General features: G+C 58.2%; 8 protein-coding genes. 5 read left to right on the top strand and 3 right to left on the bottom strand.

Features of this window, described 5'->3' with window-relative positions:
- Positions 1-78: 78 nt before the first annotated feature.
- Positions 79-2,805: an Rne/Rng family ribonuclease gene (locus tag AZE99_RS09255; protein ID WP_067200157.1), complete on the bottom strand. Its 2,727-nt coding sequence runs from the start codon at positions 2,803-2,805 to the stop codon at positions 79-81.
- Positions 2,806-3,326: 521 nt separating this feature from the next.
- Here AZE99_RS09255 and AZE99_RS09250 point away from each other — a divergent pair.
- From AZE99_RS09250 to phoU, 5 genes are all read left to right on the top strand, one after another.
- The gene (locus tag AZE99_RS09250; RefSeq protein ID WP_067200154.1) at positions 3,327-4,571 is read left to right on the top strand and encodes an N-acetylmuramoyl-L-alanine amidase; all 1,245 of its coding nucleotides are present in this window, start codon (positions 3,327-3,329) and stop codon (positions 4,569-4,571) included.
- 109 nt (positions 4,572-4,680) lie between these two features.
- Entirely contained in the window at positions 4,681-7,209 is a 2,529-nt protein-coding gene (locus tag AZE99_RS09245) for a penicillin-binding protein 1A (RefSeq protein WP_067200150.1), read from the top strand.
- 48 nt (positions 7,210-7,257) lie between these two features.
- Complete coding sequence (locus AZE99_RS09240; protein WP_067200148.1) at positions 7,258-7,854, top strand: GNAT family N-acetyltransferase; 597 nt, start codon at positions 7,258-7,260, stop codon at positions 7,852-7,854.
- Between the two features lie 143 nt (positions 7,855-7,997).
- A complete protein-coding gene (locus AZE99_RS09235) occupies positions 7,998-9,044 on the top strand; it encodes a substrate-binding domain-containing protein (RefSeq protein WP_067200146.1) in 1,047 nt (348 codons plus the stop codon).
- A 245-nt stretch (positions 9,045-9,289) separates the two neighbouring features.
- Positions 9,290-10,018 carry a phosphate signaling complex protein PhoU gene (gene phoU, locus AZE99_RS09230; RefSeq protein WP_067203493.1) on the top strand — a complete coding sequence of 243 codons (729 nt, stop codon included), beginning with the start codon at positions 9,290-9,292 and terminating at the stop codon, positions 10,016-10,018.
- Between the two features lie 34 nt (positions 10,019-10,052).
- Here the strand turns inward: phoU and AZE99_RS09225 are convergent, their stop codons facing one another.
- Both AZE99_RS09225 and AZE99_RS16275 read right to left on the bottom strand, forming a co-directional pair.
- Positions 10,053-11,447, bottom strand: coding sequence for an OprO/OprP family phosphate-selective porin (locus AZE99_RS09225; protein ID WP_231862580.1), 1,395 nt, complete (start codon positions 11,445-11,447; stop codon positions 10,053-10,055).
- A gap of 158 nt (positions 11,448-11,605) precedes the next feature.
- The gene (locus AZE99_RS16275) at positions 11,606-11,782 is read right to left on the bottom strand and encodes a hypothetical protein (RefSeq protein ID WP_197460156.1); all 177 of its coding nucleotides are present in this window, start codon (positions 11,780-11,782) and stop codon (positions 11,606-11,608) included.
- Between the last annotated feature and the right edge of the window lie 1,020 nt (positions 11,783-12,802).

The raw sequence follows: 12,802 nt of genomic DNA, 5'->3' as shown, positions 1-12,802 counted from the left end.
TGACATCACCTGTCTGAACCGCGGATGAAACCGCTATCCTTCCCGCCCCGATTTGGGGCGGGAAGGATATTGATTCAGTTATCCGAACGTGCGTTGCCACCAGCCCTGACGGGGTGAACCGTCGCTGGACTCGGTTGCGTCGCTGTCGGACGTTTTGGCTACCGCCTCATCTTTCGGCTTGGCGGTTGCTCTCGGTTTCCGAGGCTTGGCCGGTGCCTTTTCCTTGGCTTCCTTGCTCGCTTCCGGAGCGGCCTTATCAGCTTCCGGAGTGGCCTTGTCAGACGCTTCCGCGCTGTCAGCCTTTTTGGCTCGTGCTCTTGGCGCTCGCTTTGCCGGCGGTTTTTTATCAACCGTGGCATCAGCAGCTTCGCCAGTCGCTTCAGCCGCTGGCGCAGCGGCCGCTGGCTTTGCCTTGCGTGGTGCGCGGCGCCGTTTCGGCTTTTCCTCGGCCGCTTCAGCATCCGGTTCTGTGCTTACCGCTGGCTGCTCAGCCGGGGCTTCGCTTTTGGCGGAACGACGTCTCGCGCGCGGTTTGGCCTCGGGCTTCGGTTGCTCGTCGCCGTTGCTTTCGGCTGCGGCAGCAGGTGCAGCGTCCGCCTTGCGAGCGCTGTTCCGGCGTGAGCGAGCTTTTGGCTTCTCTGCCGGTTCGCCAGCGTCCGTATCATTCGGCTGCGGAGCGGCTTCGCTGCTGCTCTCGGCGTTATTTTCCGAGTTGCTCTCGCCGTTATTCTCGGAACCACCTGATTCGGAACGATCACCACCGCGGTTGCGTCTGCCGCGCCGACGCCGTTTGCGCTTCGGACGTTCGCCACCGTCTTCCCGGTCGCCACGTTCTGAACGGTCTCCGCGTTCTGAACGGTCTTCCGCTTCCACGGTTTCCGCTTCTTCAACCTGATCGTCATCGTCGTCATCATCGATGATGGGTTCGAACTTGGGCATGTTTTTCGGTGGACTGCCGGAGGTCTGGATTTCCATCCGGGCGCCTTCGGTTTCTCCGTCGGGAACGATTTCGATCGAGACGCCGTAGCGTTGCTCGATATCCTCGATCTCGTGACGCTTGCTGTTCAGCACGTAAATGCATGCTTCCTGGCTGGTGCGCAGGCTGATCATGCTGGCCTTGCCCTTGGCGGCTTCTTCTTCGAGCAGACGGAGCGCGGACAGGGCAGAGGACGATGCCGTCCGCACCAGTCCGGTGCCTTCGCAATGCGGGCAGACCTTGGTCGATGCTTCGAGCACGCCGGTGCGCAGGCGCTGGCGGCTCATTTCCATCAGGCCAAAGCTGGAGATACGTCCAACCTGGATCCGTGCGCGATCGTTTTTCAAGGCATCGCGCATTGCCCGTTCGACTTTGCGGACATTGCCGTTGCGGTCCATGTCGATGAAATCGATGACCACAAGTCCGGCCATGTCGCGCAAGCGCAGCTGGCGCGCGATTTCGGCAGCGGCTTCCATATTGGTCTTGACCGCGGTTGCCTCGATCCCGTGTTCGCGGGTCGAACGTCCGGAGTTGATGTCGATCGAGACCAGGGCCTCGGTCGGGTTGATCACCAGATAGCCGCCGGATTTCAGCTGGACTTCCGGTGAATACATGGCCGACAATTGATCTTCGACGCCATAGCGCTGGAACAGCGACACCGGATCGGCATAGCTCTTCACGCGCTTGCTGTGGCTGGGCATCAGCAGCTTCATGAAGGCCTTCGCGGCTGTATAGCCGTTTGCGCCCTCGACCAGCACTTCCTCGATCTCGCGATTATATATGTCGCGGATCGCGCGTTTGACCAGGTCGCTGTCGCTGTGGATCAGGCTTGGCGCGGTCGCGCTCAGCGTTTTTTCGCGGATTTCGTCCCACAGGCGAGCGAGATAGTCAAAGTCGCGCTTGATTTCCGGTTTGGTCCGGGAAAGTCCGGCGGTGCGGACGATGCAGCCCATGCTGGTGGGCAGATTCAGGTCAGAGATAATCGATTTGAGCCGCTTGCGATCGCCGGCATTGTTGATTTTTCGGCTGATGCCGCCGCCATGGGAAGTGTTGGGCATCAGTACGCAATAGCGACCGGCGAGACTGAGATAGGTGGTGAGCGCCGCGCCCTTGTTGCCGCGTTCTTCCTTGACGACCTGGACGAGCACAACCTGCCGCCGCTGGATTACGTCCTGGATCTTGTAGCGTTTGCGTAAGGCCATGCGCTTCTGGCGCGCCTGGTCGCTGGCTTTCGGCATGCTGCCCTTGCCGCGGCCCTTCTGGCGACCACCACGTCCGCGGCGGCCTCCGCTCTTGCCCTTGGTATCGCCATTGTCTTCGGAAGAATCGTCCTCGGACTCATCATCCTCGTCATCATCTTCATCGTCGCCATTTTCTACCGGGATTTCGCCTTCGGTAACATCGATCGTGTCAACGCTCTCGTCCTGATCGACTTCGACCAGCGCGGTATCAAGCTCCTCGGTGGCTTCGCTGCGCACCATGTCGGCTGGCGCGTCGTCTTCTTCCTCTTCCTGAGCGCGCAAGGCGGCTTCTTCCGCTGCATGCTCGGCTTCTTCGGCCAGCAGCGCTTCGCGATCTTCTCTCGGAATCTGGTAATAGTCGGGATGGATTTCGGAAAAGGCCAGAAATCCATGTCGGTTGCCACCATAGTCAACGAAAGCAGCCTGCAGCGACGGTTCGACGCGGGTGACTTTTGCTAGATAGATATTGCCTTTGAGCTGTTTATGCTCGGAAGATTCAAAATCGAATTCCTCAATCTTGTTTCCCTTTACGACCGCCACCCGGGTTTCTTCCTGGTGGCGCGCGTCGATTAGCATGCGCGTAGTCATTCAATAGTCTCCTGGCATGGAGCGCCGGATCAGAGCCCGGCGGGGCCATGCGATATAATAGGGATGACGTTTCTGTGCGCGCGTTCCTTTGATGAGGGGCGGGCGACGTCATCCGGTTGATTTCAAATATTTCAGATAAAAATGCGTCTGCAACAACCACATGGCTCTGGCCGTTAGCCAAAGTCTTTCCGCCCAAGGAAGCGCCTCCGAAACGGAGAGCTTCATAGCCGGAGATTTCATGCCTCATGTTGCGTCAACCTGGTAGATGCCGAATGATTTTCGGCATTTAGTCGAACCGTCTCGGGATTCTTCCCGAAAGGTTCAAACAGGCTGCTAGCACCGCTCGGCATGATCGGCAACAGAAACTGTGTCTCGTCGCAATCAAAGCTGCCAATCGGGTCCCGCATGAAAACGTGCCTAACGCGCTGTTAACCGCGTCATTTTACGGCACCTTATGAAAGCATCCTTAATCGCGTCTTCACTCCGTTTTATGGTGTGGTTTATGCAGGAAGTCGCGATTTATGAAATTTGACTGGACCAAAAAGGGTCGCAGGATGCATAAGCAGGCCATGGCTCTGGCATCAATTCTGGCATCAGCACTTCTGACGATCACTCCCGCTCAGGCCGGTTCGATCAACCAGATCGAGGCAAATGGTTCGCAAATTACCATCTCTTTTGATGATCTGGTGGAAGGGGCATCGACCTTTTCTCTCCTCGGTCCGAACCGCATCGCCATAGATGTGCAGGGCGGCAAGGCCGGGCAGGGTGGCTATGCCAGCGGTATCGTCAAAGCCGTGCGCCAGGGACAATATAATCCCAACACCGCTCGCATTGTTTTTGACCTGGATCGCCCGGCAGTGATTACCAACGGCAGTTTCTCGGATGATGGAAGAAGCCTGAAACTGCGGCTGCAAGCGGTCGGTCAAAACGAGATCGCCAGCGGTCGGCAGTCGTTTCTGCCACCGGTAAAATTCCGCGCCGAACCGCCAAGGAAGAGCTACAGCGTCAAAATGCCCCTCGGCAAACCGCGGGATAGTGTCCGCTTGCCGAAAATATACGGGCCCGATGATCCCAGCAGACCGCTCGTGGTCATTGATGCCGGCCATGGCGGGCACGATCCGGGGGCGATTTCTCCGCACGGTGACGCACGCGAAAAAAACGTGACCCTGGCTATCGCACAAGCCATCCGTGACCGGCTGGTTGCGGGCGGGCGGGTTCGGGTTGCACTGACCCGGGACAGCGACGAATTTCTGGTGCTGGAAGAACGTTATGGTATCGCCCGACGGCTTGACGCTGACCTGTTCATGTCGATCCATGCCGACGCAGCGGGCAACGAGACCGCTTCCGGAGCGACCGTCTATACATTGTCCGAAGTTGCCTCCGACCGCGAAGCCGCCAAACTGGCGTCGCGTGAAAACAAGGCAAATATCATCAATGGCATCAATCTTGGCGGCGCGACGCGGGATGTTTCGTCGATTCTGATCGACCTGACCCAGCGCGAGACCATGAATGTCTCAGCCGACTTTGCCAAATTGCTCCACCGCGAAAGCAGCCGGCAAATGGCGTTTCGGAAAATCCCGCATCGCTATGCGTCCTTTGTTGTGCTCAAGGCGCCCGATACGCCATCAGTATTGTTCGAGACCGGCTATCTGACCAACAAGGAAGATGTCGCCTTCCTCAATTCCCGCAGTGGCCGGACCAAGGTTGCTTCCGGTGTGGCTAGCGCAATCGAGTCGCATTTCGCTAGAAAACTGGCGATGCGCTAGGATAATCAGGGCGGGTAAAAACCTTCGTCCGTTCTGTGTCGAACTGGTGCGCGTTTTTCATCGATAATCGCTGGAAAATGGATGCGAGCCGGTTTAGATAGCCCAGCCTATGGTAAATGATGCGTCAGATACGGCTGGAGAAAGTCTCGCCTACAAGCTTGAACGAAGCACAGGCAGTTTTTTCGAGCGGATCGAGAAATTCTGGCAGAAGAAATGGTTTCGCCTGCTTGCCGCCTTTCTAGCACTTTGTGTCCTGGGCTGGTTTCTGGTCTGGCTGATCTTTGCGCGGGATTTGCCCGATGCGACCGCTCTGCAGACTTACGAGCCGCCCTTGCCGACAATGGTGCGCGCTTATGATGGCGAGCCGGTGCACAGCTACGCTCGCGAACGGCGCGTGCAGCTTGAATTTTCGGAATATCCAGCGCTTCTGGTCCGCGCCTATCTGGCCGCCGAAGATCGCACCTTCTTTGAACATGGCGGGCTGGACTATCCGGGCATTGCAACCGCGATTCTGACCAACATCTCCAACAGTGGCCGACCCGTGGGCGCTTCCACTATTACCCAGCAAGTTGCCAAAAACCTGCTGCTGAGCAGTGAGGTGTCCTATCGCCGGAAAGTGCGTGAAGCGATTCTGGCCTACCGGATCGAGGATGTACTGACCAAAGAGGAAATACTCGAACTCTATCTCAACCAGATATTTCTCGGTCGCAATGCCTATGGTGTGCAGGCCGCTGCGCAGGCCTATTTTGGCAAGGATGTCGACGCGCTTGCCCTGCATGAAATCGCCTATCTGGCGATCCTGCCCAAGGGGCCGTCCAACTATCGTCCGGAAGTGCACGAACAGCGCGCGATCGGTCGGCGAAACTGGGTGTTGGGAGAAATGCGCGAAAATGGCTGGATCACTCCGGCGCAACACCAAGCCGCGATTGCACAGCCGCTTGGCACCATTTCCCGTTCCGGACCCCGGTTCGAGCGCGTCGGCGGCTATTTTATCGAAGAAGTCCGTCGCCAGTTGATCGAGCAATTTGGCGAGAATGAAAAGGCCGGCCCGTACAGCGTTTATTCGGGCGGACTATGGGTGCGCACGTCACTGAACCCGGAATTGCAGGAATATACCAAGGACGCGCTGCGCGGCGGTTTGTTGCGCTATAGCAGCGGCAAGGGCTGGAGCGGTCCGATCAACAAGATCGAAATGGATGACCAGTGGGCCCAGCGCCTTTCGTCGACCTTCATCGGCACGGATTTTTCGAACTGGCAGATTGCCGTCGCCATCCGGACGAGCGGCGGCGGAGCGGAAATCGGCTTCACCGATGGTACCACCGGTCAGATAAATTCCGTTCCCGGCGCATTGAAGGCTGGCGATATCATCGCCGTCAGTCCGCTCGGCGGCAGCCGCTACCGGCTCGAGAATGTTCCCGAAGTTTCCGGTGGCATGGTCGTGCAAAACCCCCGCAATGGCCGGATATGGGCGATGCAGGGCGGGTTTGACGACCGGATGAGCTCATTCAACCGGGCAACGCAAGCAGAGCGCCAGCCAGGCTCGACAATCAAGCCGTTCGTGTATGCCACCGCGCTGGAACATGGCATGACGCCTGCGACTTTGATCGCCGATGCTCCATTCTGCGTCTATCAGTCGGCCTCGCTGGGGCGGAAATGCTTCCGGAATTTCGGCAATTCGCGCGGCGCCGGGGAGAAGACGCTGCGCTGGGGTGTCGAACAATCACGCAATCTGATGACGGTTCGCGCGGCCAATGATGCCGGCATGGAAAATGTTGTCAAAACGATCAAGACCATGGGTATTGGTGATTATCAGCCCTATCTGGCCTTCGCACTGGGGGCGGGCGATACCACGGTGATGAAGCTGACCAATGCCTATTCCATGCTCGCCAATCACGGGCGCGAACTGAAGCCGACGGTGATAGATTTTGTCCAGAATCGTCAAGGCAAGGTGATCTTTCGTGCCGACAAGCGGACCTGTGAAAATTGCAATTTGCGCGACTGGGACGGACAGCCGATGCCGCGACCTCGGCCCGCCGGCAAGCAACTGATGGATCCGATGACCGCCTATCAGATGGTCGACATATTGCAGGGCGTGATCACGCGCGGCACCGCTCAAAATCTCAGAAGTCTCGAACGGCCGCTTTTCGGCAAGACCGGCACCACCAGCGGCCCGACCAACGTCTGGTTCGTCGGTGGCTCACCCGACATGGTGGCGGGTGTGTATCTCGGCTATGATCAGCCACGCAACATGGGCGGCTATGCTCAGGGCGGCACATTGGCCGCTCCGATTTTTCGGCGCTTTGCCGAGAAAGCGATGGCTGGCATGCCGAAGACGCCGTTCGTTGCGCCGAAGGGCGTTCGGATGGTCCGCGTCGACCGCAGGTCTGGCAAGCGCGTCTATGGCGGATGGCCGACCGATGATCCGAAATCAGCCGTGATCTGGGATGTGTTCAAGCCCGAGACCGAACCCCGCCGTTCGATCCGCAAGGACGAGTTGCTGGCCCGGCTGGAAGCCCGCAAGGCGCAGCTGATCGCGGAACGTGCGGCAGCGCTAGCTGCGGCCCGGGAAGCCAATCGCAACAAAGGTCCGGCACAGAATGATGACGAATTCCTGCAGGCTGAAGGTGGCATCTATTAGCCGCGACTGCGCCCGGCCCCGATGCTGAGAGCATCGGATATTGCGCCAGTGCAAGATATCGACACTGTTGGCAGCGAGAAAGTTGCGACACTCGCCAATATCACCGCTGATGCCTTTCGCGATGATCCGTTTAACAATTGGCTGTTCGGCGGTTTTGAACCGATGAAGCAAACCTTCGCCAATCTGGCGCAGCATATTTATGCTCCCAATGGTTTCTGTCAGATATTGAATGAGGACGGTGAAGGCCGTGCCGCGACGATGTGGCTGATGCCCGGCGATAAGCCTGACGCTACGCCATTGGGTATGTTGAAAACCTATTCGGGTCTCTTCGTCAGCGGTGGCTGGGGCGCCCTGATGCGCGGCAAGGCAGCGGGCGATGCCATGGCGAAACACCATCCCAAGGAACCGCATGCCTATCTGTTCACCGTCGGGGTTGCCAGCGCCGGGCGGGGCAGGGGCCTTGGTCGGAAGTTGATCGAACCGGTTCTGGCAGCCTGCGACCGCAGCGGCACCATGGCCTATCTGGAGAATAGCAATCCGGCAAATCGGCGTTTCTATAACAGCCTCGGCTTTGAGCGGCTCGAGCTGTTCCATGCGACACCGGACAGCCCGCCGCTGGAAGCGATGCAGAGGCTGCCGCGCTAGCGGGCCGGCTCAGCCATGCTGACTTGCAATAATAGTGAAATAAATCTGTAATTCAAAGGTCATTGAGTAGCATTAGAGGGCATATTCGATAGGTTGCACAGACATTTTCAGTGCGCAATAAACCTTGGACAAGGGAATTTTAGATGAAAACCAAATTTGCATTACTCGCAATGGCCACGCTGGCTCTGGCTGGCTGTGAAAATCAGGCTGGCGGCAGCGGTGGCGGCGGAAGCCGGGACCAGATCCGGATCGTCGGATCCTCGACCGTCTTTCCGTTCGCGAAAGCCGTTTCAGAATATTTCGTCAGCTCCGGTAGCTACAAGGCACCGGTTCTGGAATCGACCGGTACCGGCGCAGGCATGAGCCTGTTCTGTTCCGGCATTGGCGCGGATACGCCGGATATCGAAAATGCTTCGCGCCGGATGAAGGCGTCCGAATTTGAACTGTGCCAGAAAAATGGTGTCACCGAAATCGTCGAAATCAACATCGGCATCGACGGTATTGCTGTGGCCCAGTCCAATGAAGGCCCGAGCTTTGCGCTGACCCCCGAGCAGATTTACAAGGCAATCGCAGCCAAGCCGTTCGGCAAGGAGAATACCACCAAGAACTGGTCGGATATTGATGCGTCGCTGCCCTCCATGCCGATCAGCGTTTACGGTCCACCGTCGACTTCGGGCACGCGCGATGCGCTGACCGAACTGATCATGGAAGTCGGTTGCAAAACCGATGCCGCGACCAAGGCGCTCAAGGAAAGCAACAAGGACGAATATGAATCAATCTGCCACGAGATCCGCACCGACGGCGCTTATCTCGACACCGGCGAGAATGACAATCTGATCGTCCAGAAGTTGAAATCCAATCCGAATGCGGTCGGTATCTTCGGTTACAGCTTCCTTGAGGAAAATCTCGACACCGTACGCGGGATTGTCATTTCCGGGGTCAAGCCTGCTTATGATGCGATCGCATCCGGCGAATATCCCGGTGCGCGGCCGCTGTACATCTATGTGAAGAAACAGCATGTCGGCGTGATCCCCGGCATCCAGGAATTTGTCACCGAATTCGTCAAAGCCGGTACCCGCGATGGTTATCTGGTCAAGGCAGGCCTGATCGCTTCGCCGGATGCGACCCGGGCGTCTATGGTTGAAGCGGCGAAAAACCTGCCTCTTTTGACCAAGGACGTATTGAAATAGGCGATCCTCTATCGTCTGACCTGAAAATGGATCATCACCTGAACTAGACAAATATGGTAATGATCTTCGGGGGGCTGTTGGCAACAACGGCCCCTTTTTTCGTGCGCGCAAGCACGGGATGGACGGCCACGCGGGAGAGACCGAGTCTCAACGGTCCTGGCATGTCACAATGGCGCATATGCAAATTCATTGCTTTTTATATGACATTTTTGTTACAATGCGGGCAATCGCAACAAGGAACCCTGATGAATCTTAGTACCGCCCAACATACAGTCTCCGCCTTTGACGCGGAAATTCACGACCTTCGGGCGATGGTGATGGAGATGGGGGAAAAAAGCACATGTGCGATCACCCGCTCGATCAAAGCGCTCGAAAATAACGATCTGGAACTGGCAAAAGCCGTCGTGGCCGAAGACCGCGAGATTGACGAACTGGAGCGCCGGATCGATTCCCTCTCGATCCAGACGATCGCCTTGCGCGCGCCGATGGCCGACGATCTTCGCCATCTGATTGCGACGTTCAAGATTTCCAGCATTGCCGAACGGATTGGTGACTATGCGAAGAATATTGCCAAGCGCGTGCCGCTGGTTGCCGAATCCAGCCGCAAGATCGAACCCGCTTCGCTATTGCCTTCGATGGCCAATATCGCTGCAGAACTGGTCCGGGATTCGTTCAAGGCTTATGCAGACGGCGACGCTGATCTAGCGGTCTCGGTCTGGGCCAGAGACCAGACGCTGGATCATTTCTACACCAGCATCTTCCGCGCGATCATCACCTATATGGTCGAAAATCCCGCCTATATAAGCGAATCCGCGCATCTGCTGTTCATCGCGAAAAATCTCGAGCGGATTGGCGATCATGCCACCAATATCGCCGAACTGACCTATTTTGCCGAAACCGGTCGGCAGATGCCCGAACGCCACAAGGGCGATGATGTCGGCACGATCTGGGAAGAGCAGCAGCCATCAACCTAGGCTGACAGCCGCTGCTCGATATATTTTGTCCGGATCAGAAGCTGATCTGGAACCGTCCGGCAAAAGCGTCGACATTATAGTCGCCGTCACCCGCTGCGAGGATCGCCGCGTTGCCATAATCCAGTTTCGAATAGGATAGCAGGAAGCGGACATAGTCGACCGGCGTCCAGATCAGCGACGCCTGATAGGCATCCTGCGTACCCCCGACAAAGCCGGCATCGACTAAGTCGAGCCGGTCATAGCGGACATTGACCTGCCAGGCGCCGAGGCCGCCCTGGCCAACGGGATTGGATACCTTGGGACCCTTGAATACGCCTTCCTTGTAACCGCGCGTGTCGTCGGTCAGGAACAGGCCAGCCTCGACCGAGCCACCGAAGAAAGTCGGATCGGCGAGCGCGCCGGTGCGGCCCAGCTTGAGCCAGTGGGTTTCCGCCGCAGCATGGAAGCGTCCGGAAATAACCGCCGCCTCGAGCCCGTAACTGGTCTCTGATTCAGCGTCGGCGATATTGCCGGTGTCGATGAAGCGCGTGTCGGTAAAATGGACCGCCGGGCGCTGGCGATAGCGGCGTGAACTGATCGTGTCGCCGAGATCGCGATAATGGTAGGACGCCCCGAAATGGGTCTGGACATCGCCGAATTTCGGCATCGCCACGGCGCGCAGATCAAAGCCGATGCTATTGTCCTCGTCATCGTTGAGATCGTCGATATTGGCGGTAAATACGCCGGCCTGAAACAACAGGTCCGAGACGCCATATTGGGCGGACAGGCCGACCCGCCGTTCAAAACCGAAAGCGTCGGTATAGGCGGCGCGCTCGATGAAGCTGGTGTCGTTGCTGCTCGACAGCTCTTCCAGCCCCTGGAACGTGTTGTGCTGGCCCGCTGTCATCGTCAGCCCGCCATCTTCATAAGTGAAAAAGGCGTCGGTCAGATCGATTGCGTTGCCGGCGAAATCCGCTTCCAGCTTGTAGCCGAAGCCGCCCGGGATCGATCCCGATGCGCCGAGCCGGATCCGCCGGGCTTCATTGGCAAAGCCGAGGCCCGGATCGACGATGCTGTCGGGGGCGTTGACAGTCCCAAAGTCATAAAGCATGCGGCCGCGCGGCTTGAAGCTCCAGCCGTCTTCGCCCTTGATTTCGGGCGCGCCCTTGAAGGCGATCTTGACCGGCTTCTGCTGCTCCAGCTTTTCCTCGGTCGCGGCAATTTTTGCTTCCGTCGCGGCGATGGCGCTGGTCGATGCTTGCTGCGTTTGCTGCACGTTGCCGAGCTGCGCCTTCAGATCGGCGACTTCACGCTCGAGCTGGTTCAGCTTGGTCAGCAGGGCTGCGGCCTGTTCGTCGGAAATCGGAGCGGCCATAGCGGCAGCGGGATAAAGGCCAATGGCCGCGGTTCCGGCCAGCAGTCCAATGGTCTTGAGCATATGGAATTTCATGAGATCGCCTGTCTGTTGTGGATCGGTTTTCAATTGATGAGCGATCTATGACGATATCGTTGCCCTTTCATGGCATATTTATTTCACGTTTGTGACAGGGCTCTCGTGGGCGTGATGCCGAGGGAGGGTGATGGTGTGGGCGCTGGTGAAGCCGCGCCTCAGCCAACAGCAGGCAGGCGGCGCTTGCCCTTGGTCCGGCTGGTCAGATGATATTGCCGGCAGCGATCACAAAGATAGGGGCGGAGATCGATGGTCGCACCCTGCGCCGCCGCGATAGCGTCCGCCTCGCTGACAAAGCGCTTTTTCTTGCGGCAAATGGCGAGGCGGGTGCGCATGGGGTGGATTTAGCGGCTTGCGGGGAGGCGGGCAAGCCACCCTTTCCTCCCTGCCGCGCAGCGGTGGGGAGTGGAACCATCCGCAGGATGGTGGTGGGGTTGGTTGGGTTTGGCGGTGGCCTTGGGGTTCAGGGTGATTCTCGGTAATTTGTTATTGCCGCGGCTGCCCCTCCGTCAGCCGTTCCGGCTGCCACCTCCCCATTGCTTCGCAACAGGGAGGAAAGGGGGCGCTTCCTGCCGCTCAACTGACTTTCCTCCCTGCCGCGCAGCGGTGGGGAGGGGGACCGTCCGCAGGATGGTGGAGGGGTTGGTTGGGCTTGGTGGTGGCCTTGGGGTTCAGGGTGATTCTCGGTAATTTGTTATTGCCGCGGCTGCCCCTCCGTCAGCCGTTCCGGCTGCCACCTCCCCATTGCTTCGCAACAGGGAGGAAAGGGGGCGCTTCCTGCCGCTCAACTGACTTTCCTCCCTGCCGCGCAGCGGTGGGGAGGGGGACCGTCCGCAGGATGGTGGAGGGGTTGGTTGGGCTTGGTGGTGGCCTTGGAGTTGAGGGTGATTTTCGGTAATTTGTTATTGCCGCGGCTGCCCGTCCGTCAGCCGTTCCGGCTGCCACCTCCCCATTGCTTCGCAACAGGGAGGAAAGGGGGCGGTTTCGGCCGCTCAACTGACTTTCCTCCCTGCCGCGCAGCGGTGGGGAGGGGGACCGTCCGCAGGATGGTGGAGGGGTTCCAGCAGTCTTTCCTACAGGTCCTGGCTTGTGGCATATCCTTGGGCCGCTCTTTGACAATCGAATCCTGCTGCCCCCTGTCTGCAAAAGTCGAACGGGAGCGCTCGCCGCTGCCCGATGTTGTTCCATTCTCGTAGCGTTCAGCCTCACTACTTTGAAACTGAAAAAGCGGCTTTTGCGGGCCAAAAATGCTGCCGGAATTCCGCCCGAAAAGCCCCGGAAGTTTTCAAATTCATAACAGTGTAAAGTTTGTAAAGTTCGATCGCGGCGGGCGGGATATGCCGGGGTGAAAATCT

It is taken from the genome of Sphingorhabdus sp. M41, assembly GCF_001586275.1.
GTDB lineage: Bacteria > Pseudomonadota > Alphaproteobacteria > Sphingomonadales > Sphingomonadaceae > Parasphingorhabdus.
This window is presented reverse-complemented; position numbering and strand designations above follow the sequence as displayed.